Origin of the sequence: Pseudomonas sp. B21-047 (genome assembly GCF_024748775.1) — a bacterium.
GTDB lineage: Bacteria > Pseudomonadota > Gammaproteobacteria > Pseudomonadales > Pseudomonadaceae > Aquipseudomonas > Aquipseudomonas capeferrum.
In genome coordinates, this window is record NZ_CP087169.1 from 4,757,924 (window position 1) to 4,780,831 (window position 22,908).

General features: G+C 63.0%; 19 protein-coding genes and 1 pseudogene. 10 read left to right on the top strand and 10 right to left on the bottom strand.

Translation table 11 applies throughout. The annotated features are described in order from the left end of the window. Positions 1 to 23: 23 nt before the first annotated feature. Positions 24 to 899, bottom strand: a complete 876-nt coding sequence (locus LOY26_RS21495) for an MBL fold metallo-hydrolase (protein ID WP_258714074.1) — start codon at positions 897 to 899, stop codon at positions 24 to 26. Between the two features lie 103 nt (positions 900 to 1,002). On the opposite strand from LOY26_RS21495, the gene LOY26_RS21500 reads away from it, so the two are divergent. Together LOY26_RS21500 and LOY26_RS21505 are read left to right on the top strand one after the other, a co-directional pair. Next, positions 1,003 to 1,911: a LysR family transcriptional regulator gene (locus LOY26_RS21500; RefSeq protein ID WP_258714075.1), complete on the top strand. Its 909-nt coding sequence runs from the start codon at positions 1,003 to 1,005 to the stop codon at positions 1,909 to 1,911. Positions 1,912 to 1,979: 68 nt separating this feature from the next. Then, a complete protein-coding gene (locus LOY26_RS21505; protein ID WP_186659605.1) occupies positions 1,980 to 2,153 on the top strand; it encodes a hypothetical protein in 174 nt (57 codons plus the stop codon). A 19-nt stretch (positions 2,154 to 2,172) separates the two neighbouring features. Here the strand turns inward: LOY26_RS21505 and LOY26_RS21510 are convergent, their stop codons facing one another. Continuing rightward, positions 2,173 to 3,042 carry an oxaloacetate decarboxylase gene (locus tag LOY26_RS21510; RefSeq protein WP_033702750.1) on the bottom strand — a complete coding sequence of 290 codons (870 nt, stop codon included), beginning with the start codon at positions 3,040 to 3,042 and terminating at the stop codon, positions 2,173 to 2,175. Between the two features lie 347 nt (positions 3,043 to 3,389). Between LOY26_RS21510 and LOY26_RS21515 the strand changes: the two genes are divergently transcribed. Further along, the gene (locus LOY26_RS21515; RefSeq protein ID WP_186659607.1) at positions 3,390 to 4,841 is read left to right on the top strand and encodes an MDR family MFS transporter; all 1,452 of its coding nucleotides are present in this window, start codon (positions 3,390 to 3,392) and stop codon (positions 4,839 to 4,841) included. An 84-nt stretch (positions 4,842 to 4,925) separates the two neighbouring features. Here LOY26_RS21515 and ttgR read toward each other — a convergent pair whose 3' ends face one another. Next, positions 4,926 to 5,558, bottom strand: a complete 633-nt coding sequence (gene ttgR, locus LOY26_RS21520) for an efflux transport transcriptional regulator TtgR (RefSeq protein WP_033702752.1) — start codon at positions 5,556 to 5,558, stop codon at positions 4,926 to 4,928. Positions 5,559 to 5,812: 254 nt separating this feature from the next. On the opposite strand from ttgR, the gene ttgA reads away from it, so the two are divergent. The 6 genes and pseudogenes from ttgA (at position 5,813) to LOY26_RS21545 (ending at position 13,913) form a co-directional block, all read left to right on the top strand. Next, positions 5,813 to 6,967 carry a toluene efflux RND transporter periplasmic adaptor subunit TtgA gene (ttgA, locus tag LOY26_RS21525; RefSeq protein ID WP_033702753.1) on the top strand — a complete coding sequence of 385 codons (1,155 nt, stop codon included), beginning with the start codon at positions 5,813 to 5,815 and terminating at the stop codon, positions 6,965 to 6,967. Between the two features lie 3 nt (positions 6,968 to 6,970). Continuing rightward, positions 6,971 to 10,123 carry a multidrug efflux RND transporter permease subunit TtgB gene (gene ttgB, locus LOY26_RS21530; RefSeq protein ID WP_095064212.1) on the top strand — a complete coding sequence of 1,051 codons (3,153 nt, stop codon included), beginning with the start codon at positions 6,971 to 6,973 and terminating at the stop codon, positions 10,121 to 10,123. After that, complete coding sequence (locus LOY26_RS21535) at positions 10,120 to 11,574, top strand: AdeC/AdeK/OprM family multidrug efflux complex outer membrane factor (RefSeq protein ID WP_033702755.1); 1,455 nt, start codon at positions 10,120 to 10,122, stop codon at positions 11,572 to 11,574. Before ttgB ends, LOY26_RS21535 begins: the two co-directional genes overlap by 4 nt. Positions 11,575 to 11,830: 256 nt before the next feature. Continuing rightward, a complete protein-coding gene (locus tag LOY26_RS21540; protein WP_033702756.1) occupies positions 11,831 to 13,084 on the top strand; it encodes an OprD family porin in 1,254 nt (417 codons plus the stop codon). Positions 13,085 to 13,223: 139 nt separating this feature from the next. Continuing rightward, a pseudogene (locus LOY26_RS26930) lies at positions 13,224 to 13,328 on the top strand (LysR family transcriptional regulator); the annotation flags it as partial. Between the two features lie 75 nt (positions 13,329 to 13,403). Continuing rightward, the gene (locus tag LOY26_RS21545; RefSeq protein ID WP_186663405.1) at positions 13,404 to 13,913 is read left to right on the top strand and encodes a DUF962 domain-containing protein; all 510 of its coding nucleotides are present in this window, start codon (positions 13,404 to 13,406) and stop codon (positions 13,911 to 13,913) included. A gap of 128 nt (positions 13,914 to 14,041) precedes the next feature. On the opposite strand, the gene pcaC is transcribed toward LOY26_RS21545, so the two are convergent. The 7 genes from pcaC to pcaR all read right to left on the bottom strand — a co-directional run bounded on the left by pcaC (position 14,042) and on the right by pcaR (position 22,017). Next, positions 14,042 to 14,434 (bottom strand): 4-carboxymuconolactone decarboxylase, encoded by a 393-nt coding sequence (pcaC, locus tag LOY26_RS21550; protein WP_047583944.1) that lies wholly within the window; start codon positions 14,432 to 14,434, stop codon positions 14,042 to 14,044. A gap of 10 nt (positions 14,435 to 14,444) precedes the next feature. After that, positions 14,445 to 15,236 carry a 3-oxoadipate enol-lactonase gene (pcaD, locus tag LOY26_RS21555; RefSeq protein ID WP_033702760.1) on the bottom strand — a complete coding sequence of 264 codons (792 nt, stop codon included), beginning with the start codon at positions 15,234 to 15,236 and terminating at the stop codon, positions 14,445 to 14,447. Between the two features lie 11 nt (positions 15,237 to 15,247). After that, on the bottom strand, positions 15,248 to 16,612 hold the full coding sequence (locus LOY26_RS21560; RefSeq protein WP_186663404.1) for a 3-carboxy-cis,cis-muconate cycloisomerase: 1,365 nt from the start codon (positions 16,610 to 16,612) through the stop codon (positions 15,248 to 15,250). A 9-nt stretch (positions 16,613 to 16,621) separates the two neighbouring features. Continuing rightward, positions 16,622 to 17,911 (bottom strand): MFS family transporter, encoded by a 1,290-nt coding sequence (locus tag LOY26_RS21565; RefSeq protein ID WP_033702762.1) that lies wholly within the window; start codon positions 17,909 to 17,911, stop codon positions 16,622 to 16,624. Positions 17,912 to 18,129: 218 nt separating this feature from the next. Beyond that, the gene (gene pcaF, locus LOY26_RS21570; protein WP_177326516.1) at positions 18,130 to 19,335 is read right to left on the bottom strand and encodes a 3-oxoadipyl-CoA thiolase; all 1,206 of its coding nucleotides are present in this window, start codon (positions 19,333 to 19,335) and stop codon (positions 18,130 to 18,132) included. 134 nt (positions 19,336 to 19,469) lie between these two features. After that, positions 19,470 to 20,816 carry an MFS transporter gene (locus LOY26_RS21575; protein ID WP_186663402.1) on the bottom strand — a complete coding sequence of 449 codons (1,347 nt, stop codon included), beginning with the start codon at positions 20,814 to 20,816 and terminating at the stop codon, positions 19,470 to 19,472. Positions 20,817 to 21,141: 325 nt separating this feature from the next. Continuing rightward, a complete protein-coding gene (pcaR, locus tag LOY26_RS21580; protein ID WP_186659612.1) occupies positions 21,142 to 22,017 on the bottom strand; it encodes a pca regulon transcriptional regulator PcaR in 876 nt (291 codons plus the stop codon). 541 nt (positions 22,018 to 22,558) lie between these two features. On the opposite strand from pcaR, the gene LOY26_RS21585 reads away from it, so the two are divergent. Beyond that, complete coding sequence (locus LOY26_RS21585) at positions 22,559 to 22,759, top strand: hypothetical protein (RefSeq protein WP_033702765.1); 201 nt, start codon at positions 22,559 to 22,561, stop codon at positions 22,757 to 22,759. The last annotated feature ends 149 nt before the right edge of the window (positions 22,760 to 22,908 follow it).

Here is a 22,908-nt window from a genome sequence, read left to right on the forward strand (position 1 = left end):
AACACTCCATCAATTGAACGGAATTACCACTTCATCTCGCCCTTGGCGACCTTGGCACCGAGCTCCAGCGAGCTCTCGTCAGCCAGGCCCGGGTAGCGTTTTTTCATCGCCGCGATCAACGTAGCGGCATCTTTCGCCTTGGCGGCTTCGGCATCGAACGCCTCAACATAATTGGCCGTGAAGCGCACAGCGGCGAGCGAACGGCTGCTCTGGCCCAAGTAATGCCCAGGCACCACGGTGCGCGGCGCCAGCTGCTCGATGTGCTTGAGCGTGCCCAGCCAGTCGGCATGCGACTGGGCCGACTGGGTATCGGCCATCCACACGTGGATATGCTCCGCAACCACCACGCCGCCGACGACTGCCTTGATCGACGGAATCCAGACAAAACTGCGATCAGGCTGCGGCCCGTCCAGGCCGACCACCTCGAGCGTCTGGCCTTCCAGGGTCAGGCGATCGCCCGCGAGGACCTGTGGCACGACCAGCCGCGCCGGTTTGTCCGCGCCCATTTGCGGGCCCCAGTAAGCCAGCTTTGCGTCCATGGTCTGGCGAATGTGCGCAACCGTGGGCGCCGAGGCGACCACCTTGGCGGCGGGGAACGCCTGGGTCAGCGTGTCGAGGCCGAAGTAGTAGTCCGGGTCGCCATGGCTGATGTAGATGGTGGTCAGCCGCTTGCCGCCGGCACGCAAGCGCTCGACCACCTGTTCAGCCTGCGCCTTGCCGAACTGGGCGTCGACCAGGATGGCATCGTGGGCGCCGCTGACAATCACCGAACTGACCGGGAAAATGGCCTCGTGCCCAGGGTTGTAGACGTCCAACTGCAACGGCTCGGCAGCCAGGGCCGGGCCGGTCAACGCAACACAGGCCAATAACAGGCCACGCAAGGGAGTGAATAGCGACATCGCAACGGTCCGTCTGTAGAAGAATGGTCAACAGCTTAGTTGCCAAATCCATGACAAAAAATGCGATGCTCGAACATAGTTTGTTTCTAAAATCGGGCAAATCATGGACCGTCTCAACGCCATGCGCGTTTTTGTCACTGTTGTCGACCTGGGCAGCCAGTCTGCGGCAGCGGATCACCTGCAGCTGTCGCGGCCAGTGGTTTCACGCTACCTGGCAGAACTCGAGGAGTGGGTCGGGGCGCGGCTGATGCAGCGCACCACGCGCAAGCTGAGCCTGACCGCCGCTGGCCAGGAGACACTGCCCCGCTGCCGCCAACTGCTGGAACTTGCCGGCGACCTGCAGGTTGCCGTACGCCAACCGGACGACGCGCCCCGCGGCGCGCTGCGCATCAGCGTCAGTACGTCATTCGGCCAGGCGCAACTGGTGGATGCCGTGGCCGCGTATGTTCGGCGCTATCCCGGGGTGAATGTTGAACTGCAGATGCTCGATCGCACGGTCAACCTGGTGGATGAGCGCATCGACCTGGCCATCCGCACCAGCAACGATCTGGACCCGAACCTGATCGCCCGGCGCCTGACCGTGTGCCGCTCGGTGGTGTGCGCGGCACCGGGCTACCTGCACGAACATGGGACGCCGCAGCGGGTTGAGGAACTGAGCGGGCACAATTGCCTGACCCATGCATACTTCGGCCACAGCCTCTGGCATTTCGAGGTGCAGGGCCACGCCATTGCCGTCCCGGTCGAGGGCAACATCAGTGCCAATGAGGCCATGACGTTGCAAAAGGCGGCACTGGCCGGTGCGGGCATTGCCATGCTGCCAACCTACCAGGCTGCCGCTGCGCTGCGCACGGGCGCACTGGTGCGCTTGCTACCCGAGGCACGGCCGCGCGAGCTCAACCTGAATGCGGTGTATACCTCGCGCAAGCACATGCCGGCGACCTTGCGCAGCATGCTGGACTTTCTCGCACAGCGGTTCCGGGACGAGCCGGAATGGGACAAGCACCTGATGTAAGCCCATGGCGCCGCGAATTGGCCTACGCTTACCGGTATCACCTGGCGCGGTAACAGGAGGTGAGCACCATGGGCATCAAGACAAGAAGGTTCGCAGTGGTGATGGCGCTGTTTGCCGTTGCCGGGCTTTACGGCTCAGCCTGCTGGCGGGTCGAACTGCTCCGCGACCAACCCGGCTCGGCAGCCAATTGTCAGCACGCGCACTGCGTGCCGCAAAGCGCAACCTTGAGCGCCGTCCGTTGAGCTGACGGCGCCCTGCCGGTCACTCCTCGACGCTCATGTATTCCTTGGCCCAGCGGATGTAATCCTCGGGCTGGGTGTAGGTGTGCGAGAGTTCGGTGGCGTTGAGGTTCTCGGACCTGTTCTGCTGGCCGCGCTGCAGGCGCAGGCAGTCGTAGGTGGCCTTGATGGCAGCAAAGTACGCCGCATGGCCATCGACCACGATGCGCACGCCCAGGCGTGCCAGGCGTTCGTCATCACGCAGGTTGGGGTTGGCGTAGGTCACCAGCATCAACGGCACGGTCAGGTGCTCGGCAATCTGCTCGAGCTGCTCGAAATCCTTCACCCCCACCATGCAGATCCCGTCGGCACCGGCTTTCTGATAGCTCTGGGTGCGCACAATGATTTCTTCGGTGCTCAGCACGCCGGCGTTGGTGCGGGCGATGATCGACAGCGACGAATCGACCCGTGCTTCAAGCGCCGCGCGAATCTTGCCGACGCCTTCATCGACTGGAATCAAATCGGTGGACTTGCGCCCGAACTGGGCCGGTAGCAGCGTATCTTCGATGGTCAGTGCCGCAACGCCGGCACGCTCCAGTTCGATGACCGTGCGCATGACATTCAGCGCGTTGCCGTAGCCGTGGTCGGCATCGGCCAGCACCGGCAGTTGCGCCACACGGCCAATGCGTGTGGCCTGTTCGACGAACTCGCTGAGCGTGATCAAGGCAAAATCCGGTGCGGCCAGCACCTGCAGCGAAGCCACCGAACCACCAAGAATACCGACTTCGAAACCCAGGTCAGCGGCAATGCGCGCCGACATCGGGTCGAACACGGACGCTGTGTGGTAACAGGAACCTGAAGCGAGCAGCTCGCGGAAGGCAAAACGCAAATCTTGGTGGGAAGCCCTGGGCATGATCACTCCGCAATAACGTGAAATTGAACGGTTGCTACCAACCCCTGAATCGGGTCTACCTGACCTGTTCCAACCGTCGCCATCCGGGCGGTCATGCTCGACATGCAGGCAGAGGAATAAAAGGTATGGGATACAGCGACACGAAAACCCTGCGGCAATTAGCTGCACCAAGCTGGTGCAGGCCACGGATCACAGCCCCTGCGGTCCAGCCACGATATCACGCGGCCATGCCTCACTGGATGAATGCGCCAATGCCGATCTTGCATAGGGGATGCAGATAGTACATAGGAAGCTACCTAAGTCAGGTTACACTTCATCGGCCTCATTGCCATGCCTAAGGTAATTTCGTGACTGCCGCCCTGCCCCCGACCGTCTTGCGCAACGTGCTCACCGCTCTGATGCTGGCCATCTTCCTCGGCGCGTTGGACCAGACCATTGTCGCCGTCTCGCTGCCGGCCATTTCCGCACAATTCAACGATGTCGGCCTGCTGGCCTGGGTGATCTCCGGGTACATGGTAGCGATGACGGTGGCGGTGCCGATCTACGGCAAACTCGGTGACCTGTATGGCCGGCGGCGCATGATACTTACCGGCATCACGCTGTTCACCCTGGCGTCGATTGCCTGCGCCCTCGCCCAGGACATGCAGCAACTGGTGCTGGCCCGCGTGCTGCAAGGGGTCGGTGCAGGGGGCATGGTGTCGGTCAGCCAGGCGATCATCGGCGACTTCGTGCCACCGCGCGAACGTGGCCGTTACCAGGGCTATTTCAGCAGCATGTACGCAGTGGCCAGCGTCGCCGGGCCGGTGCTCGGCGGCTGGCTGACCGAGTACCTGTCCTGGCGCTGGGTGTTCTGGATCAACCTGCCACTGGGAATGGTCGCGTTGTGGGCGATCCATCGGGCACTGCGCGACATGCCGGTCAAGCGCCGCGAGGCGCAGGTCGATTACCTCGGCGCCGTGTTGCTGATTGTTGGCCTGGGTAGCCTGCTGCTGGGCATTACCCTGGTCGGCCAGGGCCACGCCTGGGCAGCGCCATCCGTACTGGCGCTGTTCGCCTGCGCGGTGCTTGGCCTGGCGCTTTTCATTGGCCATGAACGGCGCTGCCCGGAGCCGCTGCTGCCCCTCGACCTGTTCGGCAACCGCGTCGCCGTGCTGTGCTGGGGGGTGATATTTTTCGCCAGTTTCCAGTCGATTTCCCTGACCATGCTCATGCCCTTGCGCTACCAGGGCATCACCGGTGCAGGTGCCGACAGCGCGGCATTGCACCTGCTGCCACTGGCCATGGGCCTGCCGATGGGGGCCTTCACCGGCGGCCGCATGACCAGCCTCACCGGGCGCTACAAACCGCAGATACTCACCGGCGCGCTGCTGATGCCGGTGGCCATCTTCGCCATGGCCATGACACCGCCGCAGTCGGCGCTGCTCAGCGCCGTGTTCATGTTGCTGACCGGCATTGCCTGCGGGCTGCAGTTTCCGACGTCGCTGGTGGGCACGCAAAGCGCGGTGGCCAGCAAGGACATTGGCGTGGCCACCAGCACCACCAACCTGTTCCGCTCGCTTGGGGGGGCCATGGGGGTGGCGTGCATGTCCAGCCTGCTGCTGGCGTTGCTGCACCAGGGTGGGTTCGAGCTGCTGGGCAACCCCTTGCTGGGCAGCCTGAAGGCAGGCGAGGCCGACCCACTGACCCAGGCAAGGTTATTGGAGACGTTCAAGCATTTGTTGATGGGCAGTGGTGTGGTTGCACTGCTGGGGTTGGTGGCGGCGCTGGCGTTGCCGGACCGGCAATTGCGCGGGCACTAATAAAGCAGGGCCGCAACGCGACCCCGCCTTTAATGCCCCGTTAATACAATGGGGCAACACTCCCTCACAATCCTTAACAAAGTGTCATTTGCGCAGCGCTGGGCTCAAGCGCAGCATATCCAGCCCGGTGTCGACCCATTTTTCGACATCACGCAGCAGGTCGAAACTGTCCGGCAGCAATAACCAGCGCCCGATCAGGCCATCGACATAGGCAAACATGGCCACCGCCGCGCGCTCGACATCCAGCTCGACAGGCAACTGGCCCCGGCGCGCGGCATTGGCAAGCGCCAGGGCAATGCCCTTGTGGCAATCCAGCACCGTGCTCTGGCGCTGCTGGCGAATTTCACACATGTCATCGGTGAACTCGCACTTGTGATGCAGAATTTCATTGATACGCCGGGTTCGGGCATCGAGCACCAGCTCGTTGAACACTTGCAGCAGCAGCTTGCGCATGCAACCCAGCGGGTCCAGTTCGTCCTCGCTTTCGCTCGCGCGTGCAAGGTGGTCATGGGCTTCATGCAGGCTGTCGAGCAGCGCTTGCACCAGTTCGGCCTTGTTGTTGAAGTGCCAGTAGATCGCACCTCGGGTCACGCCCGCCAGTTCGGCGATGTCGGCCAAGGTGGTTCGCGCAACCCCGCGCTTGTAGAAGGCCTTTTCCGCTGCCTCGATGATCTGGGCGCGGGTTTCCTGGGCTTCTTCTTTGGTTCTACGGACCATGGCAGTACAACCTCATCTGGGCCCGAGCACGCGGCGTGCTCGGGGGAACCGCCGGGGTCGCCTCTGCAGGGCGTCTCCCGAATGGGCTAATCAAGGGCTGCTGCAGTCACCAAGTACTGCGCAGCGGTATTTACAAACAACCATGAATGTAAGTATATTCCTTAGCAAGCTATTTATCCACCGGATAGCATTTTTCCGATCAGACTCTTCCATTACTCTTGAGCGTCTCCTGCTCCAGCGCCCCGAGGATCCTCATGCAATTCAAGCCAGCCGTTACCGCTCTGGTTTCCGCCGTCGCCCTGGCAACTCTGCTCAGTGGCTGCAAGAAAGAAGAAGCAGCGCCTGCCGCGCAGGCTCCTCAGGTCGGCGTCGTGACCATTCAGCCGCAAGCCTTCACCCTGACCTCGGAATTGCCGGGGCGCACCAGTGCCTACCGGGTTGCCGAAGTGCGACCACAGGTCAATGGCATCATTCTCAAGCGCCTCTTCAAGGAAGGCAGCGACGTCAAGGAAGGCCAGCAGCTGTACCAGATCGACCCTGCCGTCTACGAGGCCAACCTGGCCAATGCCCAGGCCAACCTGCAGGCCACCCGCTCGCTGGCCGAGCGCTACAAGCAGCTGATCGATGAACAGGCTGTGTCCAAGCAGGAATACGACGACGCCAATGCCAAACGATTGCAGGCAGAGGCTGCACTCAAGAGTGCCCAGATCGACCTGCGCTACACCAAAGTCCTGGCACCGATCAGCGGCCGCATCGGCCGTTCCGCGTTTACCGAAGGCGCGCTGGTGAGCAATGGTCAGACCAACGCCATGGCCACCATCCAGCAACTCGACCCGGTCTACGTCGACGTCACCCAGTCCACCGCCGAGCTGCTCAAGCTGCGCCGTGACCTGGAAAGCGGCCAGTTGCAAAAGGCCGGCGAAAACGCCGCCTCGGTGCAACTGGTGCTCGAAGACGGCAGCCTGTTCAAGCAGCAAGGCCGCCTGGAGTTCTCCGAAGTCTCGGTCGACGAGACCACAGGCTCGGTGACCCTGCGTGCGATCTTCCCGAACCCCGACCACACCCTGCTGCCAGGCATGTTCGTGCATGCCCGCCTGCGCGCCGGGGTCAACGCCAACGCCATCCTGGCCCCACAGCAGGGCGTGACCCGCGACCTCAAGGGCGCGCCAACCGCACTGGTGGTCAACCAGGAAAACAAGGTCGAACTGCGCCAGCTCAAGGCCAGCCGTACCCTGGGCAGTGACTGGCTGATCGAGGAAGGCCTGAACCCGGGCGATCGCCTGATCACCGAAGGGCTGCAATACGTGCGTCCGGGCGTCGAGGTCAAGGTCAGCGAAGCCACCAACGTCAACAAGCCGGCCAGCCCTGATCAGGCCAACGCGGCGAAAGCAGACGCCAAAGCGGAGTAAACCATGTCGAAGTTCTTTATCGATCGCCCGATCTTCGCCTGGGTGATCGCCTTGGTGATCATGCTGGTCGGGGCCCTGTCGATCCTGAAGTTGCCGATCAACCAGTACCCAAGCATCGCGCCACCGGCCATCGCCATCGCCGTGACCTACCCGGGCGCCTCGGCGCAGACGGTGCAGGACACCGTGGTGCAGGTCATCGAGCAGCAGCTCAACGGTATCGACAACCTGCGTTATGTGTCTTCGGAAAGTAACTCCGACGGCAGCATGACCATCACCGCCACCTTCGAGCAAGGCACCAACGCCGACACCGCGCAGGTTCAGGTTCAGAACAAGCTGAACCTGGCCACACCGCTGTTGCCGCAGGAAGTGCAGCAACAGGGTATCCGTGTCACCAAGGCAGTGAAGAACTTCCTGTTGGTGATCGGCCTGGTGTCCGAAGATGGCAGCATGACCAAGGACGACTTGGCCAACTACATCGTCTCGAACATGCAGGACCCGGTTTCGCGGACCGCCGGCGTGGGTGACTTCCAGGTATTCGGTGCCCAGTACGCCATGCGTATCTGGCTCGATCCGGCCAAGCTGAACAAGTTCCAGCTGACCCCGGTCGACGTGAAGACTGCGGTCGCTGCGCAGAACGTGCAGGTATCGTCCGGCCAGCTCGGCGGCTTGCCTGCCCTGCCGGGTACCCAGCTGAACGCCACCATCATCGGCAAAACCCGTCTGCAGACCGCCGAGCAGTTCGAAAAGATCCTGCTCAAGGTCAACAACGACGGTTCCCAGGTACGCCTGGGTGATGTCGCCGAGGTTGGCCTGGGCGGCGAGAACTACGCGGTCAGTGCCCAGTTCAACGGCAAACCGGCTTCGGGCCTGGCGGTCAAGCTGGCCACCGGCGCCAACGCCCTGGACACTGCCAAGGCGCTGCGCCAGACCATCAGCGACCTCGAGCCGTTCTTCCCGCCGGGCGTGAAGGCCGTGTTCCCGTATGACACCACGCCAGTGGTCACCGAATCGATCAGTGGGGTGATCCACACCCTGATCGAAGCCGTGGTCCTGGTGTTCCTGGTGATGTACCTGTTCCTGCAGAACTTCCGCGCTACCATCATCACCACCATGACCGTACCGGTGGTGTTGCTGGGTACCTTCGGCATCCTTGCCGCTGCGGGCTTCAGCATCAACACCCTGACCATGTTCGCCATGGTCCTGGCCATCGGCTTGCTGGTGGACGACGCCATCGTCGTGGTGGAGAACGTCGAGCGGGTGATGTCCGAGGAGGGTTTGCCACCCAAGGAAGCCACCAAGCGTTCCATGGAGCAGATCCAGGGTGCATTGGTGGGTATCGCCCTGGTGCTGTCGGCGGTATTGCTGCCCATGGCCTTCTTCGGCGGCTCTACCGGTGTGATCTACCGCCAGTTCTCCATCACCATCGTCTCGGCCATGGGCCTGTCGGTGCTGGTGGCACTGATCTTCACCCCGGCACTGTGCGCAACCATGCTCAAGCCGCTGAAGAAGGGCGAGCACCACACCGCCAAAGGTGGTTTCTTCGGCTGGTTCAACCGCAACTTCGACCGCAGCGTAAACGGCTACGAGCGCAGCGTGGGCACCATCCTGCGCAACAAGGTGCCCTTCCTGCTGGGCTACGCACTGATCGTGGTTGGCATGATCTGGCTGTTCACCCGCATCCCGACGGCGTTCCTGCCTGAAGAAGACCAAGGCGTGTTGTTTGCCCAGGTGCAGACCCCGGCAGGCTCCAGTGCCGAACGCACCCAAGTGGTGGTCGACCAGATGCGCGAGTACCTGCTCAAGGACGAAGCCGATACCGTTTCGTCGGTGTTCACCGTCAACGGCTTCAACTTTGCCGGCCGCGGCCAAAGCTCGGGCATGGCGTTCATCATGCTCAAGCCGTGGGGCGAGCGCTCCCAGGAGAACAGTGTGTTCGCCCTGGCCCAGCGTGCGCAGCAGCACTTCTTCACCTTCCGCGATGCGATGGTGTTCGCCTTCGCCCCGCCTGCGGTACTCGAACTGGGTAACGCCACCGGCTTCGACGTGTTCCTCCAGGACCGCGGCGGTGTCGGCCATGCAAAACTCATGGAAGCACGCAACCAGTTCCTGGCCAAGGCTGCACAGAGCAAGATACTCAGTGCCGTGCGCCCTAACGGCCTGAACGATGAACCGCAGTACCAGCTGACCATTGATGACGAACGTGCCAGCGCCCTGGGCGTGACCATCGCCGACATCAACAACACCCTGTCGATTGCCTTGGGTGCCAGCTACGTCAACGACTTCATCGACCGTGGCCGGGTCAAGAAGGTGTACATCCAGGGTGAACCCAATGCCCGGATGAGCCCGGAAGACCTGCAGAAGTGGTACGTACGCAACGGTAAGGGCGAGATGGTGCCGTTCTCTTCCTTCGCCAAGGGCGAATGGACCTACGGCTCGCCGAAGCTGTCCCGTTACAACGGCGTCGAGGCGATGGAAATCCTTGGTGCGCCAGCGCCGGGCTACAGTACCGGTGAGGCCATGGCTGAAGTGGAACGCATCGCTGGCGAGCTGCCGGACGGTATCGGCTTCTCCTGGACGGGCATGTCCTACGAGGAAAAACTCTCCGGCTCGCAGATGCCGGCACTGTTCGCCCTCTCGATTCTGTTCGTGTTCCTGTGCCTGGCAGCGCTGTACGAAAGCTGGTCGATCCCGATCGCCGTCGTGCTGGTGGTACCGCTGGGTATCATCGGTGCCCTGATCGCCGCCAGCCTGCGCGGTTTGTCCAACGACGTGTACTTCCTGGTCGGCCTGTTGACCACCATCGGCCTGGCGGCGAAGAACGCGATCCTGATCGTCGAGTTCGCCAAAGAGCTGCACGAGCAGGGCCGCAGCCTGTACGACGCTGCGATCGAGGCGTGCCGCATGCGTCTGCGCCCGATCATCATGACCTCGCTGGCGTTCATCCTCGGCGTGGTACCGTTGACCATCGCCAGCGGCGCAGGCGCCGGCAGCCAGCATGCGATCGGCACCGGCGTGATCGGCGGCATGATCAGTGCGACCGTGTTGGCAATCTTCTGGGTACCGCTATTCTTCGTCGCAGTGTCGTCGATGTTCGGCAGCAAAGAGCCGAAAAAAGACGACACCCCTGAAACTCCACGTTATGAGGCTGGGCAATGACCAAGTCTTTGTTGTCCCTGGCGGTAACCGCTTTCATTCTTGGCGGTTGCTCGCTGATCCCTGATTACCAGACCCCGGAAGCGCCGGTGGCAGCGCAGTGGCCGCAAGGCCCTGCGTATTCGCCGACCCAATCGGCAGACGTTGCCGCCGCCGAACAGGGCTGGCGCCAGTTCTTCCACGACCCGGCGCTGCAGCAGCTGATTCAGACCTCGCTGGTGAACAACCGCGACCTGCGTGTCGCGGCGCTGAACATCGACGCCTACCGCGCGCAGTACCGCATCCAGCGGGCCGACCTGTTCCCGGCGGTTTCGGCCACTGGCAGCGGCAGCCGCCAGCGGGTACCGGCAGACATGTCGCAGACCGGCCAAGCCGGTATCACCAGCCAGTACTCGGCCACTCTCGGCGTCAGTGCCTATGAGCTGGACCTGTTCGGCCGTGTGCGCAGCCTGAGCGAGCAAGCGCTGGAAACCTACCTGTCCAGTGAACAGGCACGGCGCTCCACGCAGATCGCCCTGGTGGCCAGCGTGGCCAACGCCTACTACACCTGGCAGGCGGATCAGGCGCTGTTCAAGCTGACCGAAGACACCCTGAAGACCTACCAGGAAAGCTACAACCTGACCCGTCGCAGCAATGAAGTCGGTGTCGCCTCGGCGCTCGACCTCAGCCAGGCACGCACCGCCGTGGAAGGCGCGCGGGTCAAGTACTCGCAGTACCAGCGCCTGGTTGCCCAGGACCTCAACAGCCTGACTGTGCTGCTGGGTACCGGCGTACCGGCCAACCTGCCCCAGCCGCTGGAGCTGAACGCCGACCAGCTGGCCGAAGTACCGGCCGGCCTGCCGTCGGACATCCTTCAGCGTCGCCCGGACATCCAGGAAGCCGAGCACCTGCTCAAGGCCGCCAACGCCAACATCGGCGCGGCCCGTGCAGCGTTCTTCCCGAGCATCAGCCTGACCGCCAACGCCGGCACCTTGAGTACCGACATGGACGGCCTGTTCAAAGGCGGTTCGGGCACCTGGTTGTTCCAGCCGCAGATCAACCTGCCGATCTTCAACGCCGGCAGCTTGAAGGCCAGCCTGGACTACTCGAAGATCCAGAAGGACATCAACGTCGCCAAGTACGAGAAGACCATCCAGACCGCCTTCCAGGAAGTCTCCGATGGCCTGGCGGCGCGCAAGACCTTCGAAGAGCAGTTGCAGGCCCAGCGTGACCTGGTGCAGGCGAACCAGGACTACTACCGCCTGGCCGAGCGTCGCTACCGTATCGGTATCGACAGCAACCTGACCTTCCTCGACGCCCAACGTAACCTGTTCAGCGCCCAGCAGGCACTGATCGGTGATCGCCTGTCGCAGCTGACCAGTGAGGTCAACCTGTACAAGGCGCTCGGCGGCGGCTGGTACGAGCAGACCGGGCAGGCCAATCAGCAGGCTTCGGTGGCAACACCGAAAGGCTGAATGCCCTGGTAGCAACATCAAGCCCACCCTCGCGGTGGGCTTTTTGTTGTCGCTTGCCTGGGCAGGCAAACAATTAACCACCTGGAACATTCCGTTCGATTATCGCCCCATACCGTCTGCGACGAATTGCCTCGCCCCTTCCCTTCCCCGCACCATCCGCTCACGCAACGTTGCCCACGTTCATCAAAGACCCGCACCTGCAGGCCGCATCCTGCAGCGCAACGGCTCGCCCATAAAAACAAGAGATCCACGACAGATGAGCACTTCGCATACCGCACGCCAGCTGCTGCCCGGCCTGTTGGCCATGTCCTGCACCCTCCCCGCGTTTGCTGCGGACGGCGGCTTCATGGAAGACGCCAAGGCCACCCTCAACCTGCGCAACTTCTACATCAACCGCAACTTCGTCGACCCAGCCCACCCCCAGAGCAAGGCCGAGGAATGGACCCAGAGCTTCATCCTCGATGCCCGCTCCGGCTTCACCCAGGGCACTGTGGGTTTCGGCGTGGATGTGTTGGGCATGTACTCGGTCAAGCTCGATGGCGGCAGAGGCACCACCAACACCCACCTGTTGCCGGTGCACGATGACGGCCGCCCCGCAGACGATTTCGGCCGCCTGGGCGTGGCCCTGAAAGCCAAGCTCTCGCAGACCGAACTGAAGGTCGGCGAATGGATGCCAGTGCTGCCGATCCTGCGTTCGGACGATGGCCGCTCGCTGCCACAGACCTTCCGCGGCGGCCAGCTCACCTCCAAGGAAATCGACGGCCTGACCCTGTATGCCGGCCAGTTCCGCGGCAACAGCCCGCGCAACGACGCCAGCATGGAAGACATGTCGCTCAATGGCCGTGCAGCCTTCACCTCGGACCGCTTCAACTTCGGCGGTGGTGAATACACCTTCAACGACAAGCGCACGATGATTGGCCTGTGGGATGCCCAGCTCAAGGACATCTACCGCCAGCAGTACCTCAACCTGGTACACAGCCAGCCACTGGGCGACTGGACCCTGGGCGCCAACCTCGGCTACTTCATCGGCAAGGAAGACGGCGCCGAGCGCGCCGGGGAACTGGATAACCGCACGGCCTCGGCACTGCTTTCGGCACGCTACCAGGGCCATACCTTCTACGTCGGCCTGCAAAAGGTCAGTGGCGATGACGCCTGGCTGCGGGTCAACGGCACCAGCGGCGGCACCTTGGCCAACGACAGCTACAACGCCAGCTTCGACAATGCCAAGGAGCGTTCCTGGCAGGTGCGCCATGACTTCAACTTCGCCACCGTCGGGGTACCGGGGCTGACCTTGATGAACCGCTATATCAAGGGTGACAACGTGACGGCGGGTGGCGTCGACGATGGCAAGGAATGGGCACGTGAGACCGAACTGGCCTACGTGGTGCAGTCGGGGTCGTTCAAGGACCTGTCGGTGAAATGGCGCAACTCCACCATGCGCCGGGATTTCAGCACCAATGCCTTCGATGAGAACCGGCTGATAGTGAGTTACCCGTTGAATCTGCTGTGATCTGGCCACCCTCGTCGCGGTCAAACCCGTGACGAGGGTTTAAATAACCCAAAAGAATAACTAACGAAACAAACCATTCTTGAAGGCATCGCGGGCGCAGCGACTTCACCCCACACCTGCAGACCGAGCACCTGGCGGGGGCCCGGTCAGCCGCAGCGGCTATCGCTTGTCGCCGGCGACGCGGGCCATGATCGAGACGCTGGTGGGGCTGGATGCGCACCTACGCAGTGCCGCCATTCGCTGAACTGATGAAGATGGTGCGTGCGGGCTATCCTGAGCTATATGGGGGCCTGTACCGGCCAACCAGGGAGGCACAACAATGAAAAACCTCGTCGAACACCTGAGCCAATACGCCAACTACCACCGCGACCCACGCAACATCGCCACCCATTTCCTTGGCATCCCACTGATCGTGCTGGCCGTGTCCATCCTGCTGTCGCGCCCAGGCTGGGACGTTGCCGGTATCTGGCTATCCCCTGCCCTGCTGGCGGCGGCGGCTTCGGTGTGGTTCTACCTGCGCCTGGACCTGCGCTTCGGGCTGGTCATGGGGCTGCTGCTGGGTCTGTGCCTGTGGCTTGGCCAGGTACTGGCGGTACAAAGCACCGGGCTGTGGCTCGGTGCGGGGCTGGGGGCATTCGTGGTGGGCTGGATCATCCAGTTCGTCGGCCACTATTACGAAGGCCGCAAGCCGGCGTTCGTCGACGATATCAGTGGGCTGATCATCGGGCCCCTGTTTGTGGTGGCGGAAGCGGCATTCATGCTGGGGTTGTGCCCAGCGCTCAAGCAAGCCGTGGAGGCCAATGCCGGCCCAGTGGCCCTGCGGTCGTAGTAGGAGCGGCCTTGCGTCGCGAAAGGGGCGCGCAGCGGCCCCTCGATTTCAGCGTCACCGCACATATCCGGGGCCGCTACGCAGCCCTTTCGCGACGCAAGGCCGCTCCTACCAAGAGCCCACGGGGCTTAAGAGCGCGACTCGACGCCCAGCTCATCCCACACCGATTCCGCCAGGTGGAAGGTGGCATTGGCCGCCGGGATGCCGCAGTAGATCGCGCTCTGCATCAGCACTTCCTTGATCTCGTCACGGGTCACGCCGTTGTTGGCAGCAGCCCGCAGGTGCAGCTTGAGCTCGTCGTTGCGGTTCATGCCGATCAGCATGGCGATGGTGATCAGGCTGCGGGTGTGACGCGGCAGGCCGGGGCGAGTCCAGATATCACCCCAGGCATGCCGGGTGATCATCTCCTGGAACTCGCCATTGAAGTCGTTGAGCTTCTCCAGGCTGCGGTCCACGTGCGCATCGCCAAGCACCGCGCGGCGCACCTGCATGCCTGCGTCGTAGCGTTGTTTCTCATCCATGGCGTTATCCTCAGTGAGCCAGCAGGAAGTCGAGCACTCGGCGGCTGAAGCGCTCGCCAATCTCGACGTTGGACAGGTGCGCAGCCGGGAAGTCGACATAGTCGGCGCCCTGGATGGCAGCCTGCATGAAGCGGCCATGCTCAGGGGTGGTCACCACGTCTTCGGTACCGGCAACGATCAAGGTCGGCACCTGGATACGCTGCACGTGCTCGCGGTAGTCGGCGTCGCGCACCGCAGCGCAGTTGGCTGCATAGCCCTCAGGCGTGGTCTGCGCCAGCATCTGGCAGATACGCTGGGCCTGCTCGGGCTGCGTCTGGGCGAAGCCTGGGGTAAACCAGCGCGCAATGGAGGCATCGCGCAGGGCAACCATGGCCTGCTGGCCGCCCTTGAGCACGGTGTCGATGCGCGGGTTCCAGACCTCGTCACTGCCGATCTTGGCCGCGGTGTTGCACAGGGTAAGGCTGTGCAGGCGCTCGCCTGCGTTGATCCCCAGCCACTGGCCGATCAGGCCGCCCATCGACAGCCCGACGAAGTGCGCTTTCTGGATGTCCAGGCCATCGAGCAGGGCAAGCACATCGCGGCCCAATTGCTCGATGCTGTAAGGGCCTGCGGTGACCAGCGAGGCACCATGGCCGCGGGTGTCATAACGCAACACGCGCAAGTGCTCGCTCCACAGCGGAATCTGCGTGTCCCACATACCCAGGTCGGTACCCAAGGAATTGGACAACACCAGCACCGGAGCATCCGCCGGGCCATCGATTTGATAGTTCAGTACGCCATCGGCCAGTTGCAAATGCGCCACAGCAGTCTCCTTCAGGCAGTGAAACGTTGATGTTCAGCCACGGCGCGCGCCACCCAGACGCGGGCCTGGCCGAGGTAATGGGCAGGGTCGAGCAAACGATCGAGTTCTTCCGCCGACAGTTCGGCGCTGACATGCGGCTCGTCACCAAGCACCGCGCGCAGGTGGCGCTGCTCGGCGACGGCACGCTGGCAGCACTGCTCGAGCAGATGGTGGGCGCGGTCACGGCCCAGGCGCTGGGCCAGGACGATGCTGACGGCTTCGGCCAGCACCAGGCCCTGGGTCAGGTCGAGGTTGCGGCGCATGCGCTCGGCGTCCACCTGCATGCCTTCGGCGATCACCTGGGCCTGGCGCAGGGCGCCGGACACCAGGCAGCAGATATCCGGCAGGGTTTCCCATTCGGCATGCCACAGGCCGAGGCTGCGTTCATGTTCTTGAGGCATGGCGGCAAACAGCGTCGACACCAGGCCAGGCACACGGGTGGCGGCACCGATCAGCACGGCGGCGCCCACCGGGTTGCGCTTGTGCGGCATGGTCGACGAGCCACCTTTGCCCGGCGCGGAAGGCTCGAACACCTCGCCCGCCTCGGTCTGCATCAGCAGGCTGATATCGCGGCCGAATTTGCCCAGGCTGCCGGCGATCAGGCCCAACACCGAGGCAAATTCCACCAGGCGGTCGCGCTGGGTGTGCCAAGGCTGCTCAGGCAAGTGCAGCTTGAGCTGCTCGGCCAAGCCCTCGGCTACCGGCATGGCCTTGCTGCCCAATGCCGCCAAGCTGCCCGAAGCACCGCCAAACTGCAGGCACAGCAGGCGCGGGCGCAGTTCCTGCAGGCGTTGGCGATGGCGGGTCAGCGCGCCCAGCACACTGGCCAGCTTCATGCCCAGGGTGACCGGCGTGGCGTGCTGCAGCCAGGTGCGCCCCACCAGGGGCGTATCGGCATGCTGCAAGGCCTGGCGCGACAGGGTCTCGGCCAGTTGGCCAAGGTCCGCTTCGATGAGGTCGAGGGCATCGCGCAGTTGCAGTACCAGCCCGGTGTCCATGGCGTCCTGGCTGGTGGCGCCCAGGTGCACATAGCGCTCGGCCTCGGGTACGCCGCTGGCGATCACCTTGCCCAGCGCCTTCACCAGTGGGATGGCCGAGTTGCCAGCGCTGGCGATGGCATCAGCCAGGGCGCGGGTGTCGTAGCGCTCGGCCTTGCAGGCGGCCTCGATGGCCGCCACCGCGCTGTGCGGCACCAGCCCGGCGGCCGCTTCGGCGCGGGCCAGGGCAGCCTCGAAATCGAGCATGCCCTGCAGGCGGCCGCGGTCGGAGAAGATCTCGCGCATGGCCGGCGCGGTGAAGTAGGCATCGAACAGCTGGTTGTCCGCACGGTACGTCATTGCAGGTCCTTAATCGTCATGGTGCAGGTACGCGGCCTGCTTCGGCAGGCGCAGGCTGAACAGGAAGGCTATCGCCATCATGCCCGTCACGTACCAGTAAAAGGTGTTTTCCATGCCCAGCGTCTTCAGGCCCAGCGCCACGTATTCGGCAGACCCCCCGAACATCGCGTTGGCCACTGCATAGGCCAGGCCGACACCCAGCGCGCGCACCTGCGGCGGGAACATCTCCGCTTTTACCAGGCCGCTGATCGAGGTGTAGAAACTGACGATACACAAGGCCAGGCTGATCAGCACGAAGGCCAGGAACGGGCTGGTCACGGTCTTCAGCGCCATCAGCAGGGGCACGGTGAACAGCGTGCCCAAGGCGCCGAACAGCAGCATGGAATTACGCCGGCCAATCCGGTCGGACAACATGCCGAAGAACGGCTGCAGGATCATGAACAGGAACAGCGCGCCGGTCATCACGTAGCTGGCGTTCTTGGCGTTCATGCCGGCCGTATTGACCAGGTACTTCTGCATGTAGGTGGTGAAGGTGTAGAAAATCAGCGACCCGCCCGCGGTGTAACCCAGCACGGTGATGAACGCTGCGGTGTGGTTGCGGAACAGCCCGCTGATCGAACCGGCATCTTTGTCATTGCGGGTTTCGGCATTGCTGGTTTCGTGCAGCGAGCGGCGCAGCATCAGCGAGATCAGTGCGGCCACGGCGCCGACCACGAACGGAATGCGCCAACCCCAGGCACGCAACTCGTCCTCTGTCAGCAGTTGCTGCAGGATCACCACCACCAGCACGGCCAGCAACTGGCCGCCGATCAAGGTCACGTACTGGAACGAGGCGAAGAAGCCGCGCTGGCCGCGCAGCGCCACTTCGCTCATGTAAGTGGCGGTGGTGCCGTACTCGCCACCCACCGAAAGGCCCTGGATCAGGCGGGCGAGCAACAGCAACGCGGGTGCCCAGGTACCAATGCTGGCGTAGGTGGGCAGGCAGGCGATCATCAAGGACCCGGCGCACATCATCAGCACCGAGATCATCAGCGAGTTCTTGCGGCCATGGCGGTCGGCCAGGCGGCCGAAGATCCAGCCACCGATGGGGCGCATCAGGAAGCCCGCGGCAAACACGCCGGCGGTGTTGAGCAATTGTACGGTGGGGTCGTCGGAGGGGAAGAAGGCCGGGGCGAAGTAGATCGCGCAGAAGGCGTAGACGTAGAAGTCGAACCATTCCACCAGGTTGCCCGAAGAGGCACCGACGATAGCGAAGATGCGCTTGCTGCGCTCTTCGCCGGTGTAATAGGTTGAGGTCATGGTGGTTTTACTCCTGGAGGGTCCTAGGTAAGTCTAGACATACCTAGTAACACACTCGTTCCGCTCGCAGGCTGGCAATTGGCCTTGTGTCTTACAGTACCGGCCCCTTCGCGGGGCAAGTCGGATCGCTGCACCGCCGCTCCCACAGAGAATGCGTGGTCCGCTGTGGGGGCGGCGGTGCGGCGATCCGACTTGCCCCACGAAGAGGCCGGTAGTGGTCAAACTCGTTCGATAGCCAGCGCCAAACCTTGGCCCACGCCCACGCACATGGTGGCCAGGCCTTTACGTCCGCCACTCTTCTCCAACTGATGCAGCGCCGTCAGCACCAACCGCGCACCGCTCATGCCCAGCGGGTGGCCCAGGGCAATCGCGCCGCCATTAGGGTTCACCTGCGGCGCATCGTCCGCCACACCCAGCTCGCGCAGCACCGCCAGGCCCTGGCTGGCAAACGCCTCGTTGAGCTCGATCACATCGAAATCAGCCACCGCCACGCCCAGGCGCTCGGTCAGCTTGCGCACCGCCGGTACCGGGCCGATGCCCATCACCCGTGGCGCCACACCGGCGCTGGCCATGCCCAGTACCCGGGCGCGTGGGGTCAGGCCATGTTTTTTTACCGCCTCGGCCGAGGCCAGAATCAACGCCGCCGCGCCATCGTTGACGCCCGACGCGTTGCCAGCGGTGACCGTCTTGTCCGGGCCATTGACCGGTTTGAGCTTGGTCAAGGCTTCAAGGGTGGTTTCCGGGCGAAGGTGCTCGTCGCGCTCGACCACGGTCTCGCCCTTCTTGTGGGCAATGCGCACCGGCACGATCTCTTCGGCAAAGAACCCAGCTGCCTGGGCCGCTGCGGCCTTCTGCTGGCTGCGCACGGCAAAGGCATCCTGGTCAGCGCGGGAGACCTGGTAATCGTCGGCAACGTTGTCGGCAGTTTCCGGCATCGAGTCCACGCCATACTGGCTTTTCATCAACGGGTTGATGAAGCGCCAGCCAATGGTGGTGTCCTCAAGCTTCATGTTGCGCGAGTAACCGCTCTCGGCCTTGCCCATGACGAAGGGGGCACGCGACATCGACTCGACACCACCGGCGATGGCCAGCTCCATTTCGCCACTGGCGATGGCGCGGAACGCCGTGCCGATGGCATCCATGCCCGATGCGCACAGGCGGTTGAGGGTCACGCCTGGGATGCTCTCGGGCAGGCCTGCCAACAGCAGCGCCATGCGCGCCACGTTGCGGTTATCTTCGCCGGCCTGGTTGGCGCAACCAAAGAACACTTCGTCGACCTGGTCCCACTGCACCGACGGGTTGCGCTCGATCAGCGCCTTCAGCGGCACAGCCGCCAGGTCATCGGCGCGCACGCCGGCCAGGGCGCCGCCGAAGCGCCCGATCGGGGTGCGGATGGCATCACAGATAAATACGTCACGCATGATTTTGGAGACTCCTGGTCAGGGTGCATCAGTGAGTTCAGATTAAGGAGGCTGACAGGTCGGTGACAATCCGATAATCGACTATCCGTGCGATTATCGAACCATTTGTCACCCTGCCCCTCCACTTCCAGCGCTGCTCAGGTCGCGTCCGCGTGGCTGACCAGCCCTTTCACAATCACCCCCACCGTTGCCAATGCAGCCGGCACCAGCAATGCCGTCAGCACCTGCTCGAAGTTCCAGCCCAGGCCCAGCAGCGTCGCACCACTCCAGGCGCCGAGAATTGCGCCAAAGCGGCCGATGCCCAGCATCCACGAGACGCCCGTGGCACGCCCTTGGGTCGGGTAAAAGCGTGCTGCCAACGACGGCATCGCCGACTGGGCGCCGTTGACGCACATGCCTGCGATCAGCACCAAGGTGGCGAGTAAGGTGATGTTGCCCAGGCTCTGCCCAACGGCGTAGGCGAATACCCCGGCCAGCAGGTAGAAAATGCCAATGACCTTGTGCGGGTTGAAGCGGTCCATGGCCCAGCCCACGCCCACCGCACTCAGCACGCCACCGAACTGGAACAACGCGCCGATGAAGGCCGCCTCTTCCATGCTGGCACCACTGTCACGCATCAGCGTCGGCAGCCAACTGGTCAGCAGGTAGACAATCACCAAGCCCATGAAATAGGTCAGCCACAACAGCATGGTGCCCAGCCCGTAGGTACCGGAGAAGATCACCGCAAACACGCTGCGCGCAGCCACCGCCTTCTGCTCCGGCACGCTGAAGCTGGCCGCCTGGGCCACTACCTGCGGCGCAATCGGCGCCAGGGTCTTGCGCACCTTGTCCGTGCCACGGTTACGCACCACCAGGAACCGCGCCGACTCCGGCAGCCAGACCATCAGCACCACCGCCAGCAGCAGCGGCAGCACGCCACCGATCACCAGCAGGCTGTGCCAACCGTAGGCCGGGATCATCTTCGCGGAAATGAAGCCACCACCGGCCATGCCCAGGTTGAAACCACAGAACATGCTGGTCACCAGCAGCGACTTGAGGCGCTCAGGGGTGTACTCGGAAAGCAGCGTGGTGGCATTGGGCATGCCCGCGCCCAGCCCGAGCCCGGTCAAGAAGCGCAGGATCAGCAACTGGTCGACATTGGTCGCGTAGGCCGAGGCCAGGCTGAAGCCACCGAACACCAGCACTGCGCCAACCAGCACGCCCTTGCGCCCGAAACGGTCGGCCAGCGGCCCAGAGCCCAAGGCACCGAACACCATGCCGATCAACGCGGCACTCATGACCGGGCCGAGGCTGGCGCGGTCGATACCCCACTCCTGCGACAGGGCCGGGGCGATGAAGCCCATGGCGGCGGTGTCCAGGCCATCGAGGAAGACAATCAGAAAGCACAGCAACACCACCCGCCATTGATAGCGGGACAGCGGCTGATCGTTGATGAACGACTGAACGTCGAGGCAACTGCCGACGTGGGTGTGTGGTTGGTTCATTGTTGTTATCCAGAATTAGGGCACAGCCATGCCACTGCACTCAGGGCGCAAGTACAGGGTTGGGTAATAGGATGATGGTGGCCTGCTTCAGCCTGGATACAACAGTACTGCGTGCGGGTGCGGCCGCAGCAGCGATGGGACAGCAGTCATGGTGTGTGCCTCTCGAGTTTTTCTTGTTCGGTCGGCACAGCCGACCGTTGCGAGAGACATTAATCAGCAGACGGGGCGGACGCAATTCGCTGGGAGCGACATTGTGCGTTTATCGAACAGGAAACGGCGGGCGTGTTCGATAATGGGGCATGCAGGGGGTGCCCCCCTGCGCGCGTCAACCAAACAACTGGTGGCAAAGATCCCGACTGGCCGCCAACAGGATCGGCAAGAAGCGCTGTTCCAGCTCGCTACGCGTTACCCGCCCGACATGGGTACTGACATTCAATGCTGCCAGCACCTGCCCCGACGCGTCATAGATCGGCACGGCAATGGAGCGTAGCCCTTGTTCCAGCTCCTGATCCACCACGCACCAGCCCTGGGCACGCACTTGCTGGATGCAGGCAAACAATGATTCGGCATCATTCAAAGTGCGGCTGGTGCGCGCCTTGAGATCAGCCCGGTCCAGGTACTCGCGCAGGCTGGTGTCATCCATCGCCGCCAGCAGGATACGCCCCATCGATGTGCAATACGCCGGCAATCGCCCGCCTACCGACAGGTCGACCGAGATCAGCCGCTCCACGGTTGCCGAGCGGGCTATATAAAGGATGTCGTCGCCTTCAAGAGTGGCCATGTTGGCCGCCTCGTGCAGTTGGTCACTGATGCGGTCCAGGTACGGCTGGGCGGAAATCGCCAAGGGCGTCGACGAAAGGTACGCATGGCCCAATGTCAGCACCTTGGGCAACAGCGAATAGGTGCGCCCGTCGGTCGTCGCATACCCCAGCTTCATCAGCGTGTGCAGGCAGCGGCGTACCGCCGCCCGAGGAATCTCGGTGCGGTGGCTGATCTGAGCGATGGTCAGGTGGCGCTTGCGCTCCTGGAACGCCTGAATCACCGCCAGCCCCCGGGCGAGCGAGGTCATGAAGTCCGGGTCGCCGGTAAACGCCTGAATACGCTTGGCCGGCGATGCCACGATCGGTGGCGCCAGCGCCGGGGCGGCAGGGCGTGCCGACTCTGGGTTGGCAGATTCGTTGGCCGGTGTTTCGTCGCTCATCGCTCACCTCAAAAAAATCGCTGGTTCGTGCGATTATCGAACGAACGGCCGATAATCGCAATTGACCGCTGACACTTTTGCTTATACCTTTCTCCTGCCACTTGTGGCTTCTTTGGAGAGACTGGTCAGGTACCCACCGTAGAAGTCCCAGGCAACGGCCTCGCCCTGTGCGAGGCCGTTTTTACTTCCCCTCCTCGCGTGTGCGTGGCAACGAAACTTTTGCCCTTGCCGCCCTTCAAAGTTATACGCACGGCGTCAGACATTGCCGAATGAAACCGACAACTTCGACCGGCATTGTCAGGCCCGCATAAATACCCCTGTTCGAAGAAGGGTCGGTTGCTATAATCAATTTGGTTGAATGCCCGATGCTGGGGTAATGGAACACACCGCTGTAATCAGCACTTCGCTTCAACCCATGTGTGTGTGTGTGCAGGCCCTGTATGGCATCCCCGCAGCTTTTCCATGTGCCGTCTTTGTATGCACAGGGGCACGCTGTACAGCAAACAACAACAGTCTTAACTCAACTTACTCAGGTACTACTGTGACGAAAGATGAACTGCGCGCAGAGCTCGAGCGCCAGGCTGAACGTTACAAGGATGTTTACGGTGGTGAAGTCACCACGTACGCCGCTCAACCGGACCCGGAGCGCAAACCGTGGCGCAAGCGTGCCAGCGTGCGCGACCAGGCGTTCAACCAGGAACTGGAAAAAATGGAAAAGGACCTGCGCAGCGACAAGCCCTGAGCGCCAGGCTCACGCTATCCGCGTCGTCGCCCGGCAAGCCCGGGCGCGGTCGATCTTTACCCAGAGGTCGTAGATGAAATGGAATTACACAAATTTCATACGACCGTTTGAATGAATGCCACGCCGTAGATTTTCCAGATATTCACCGA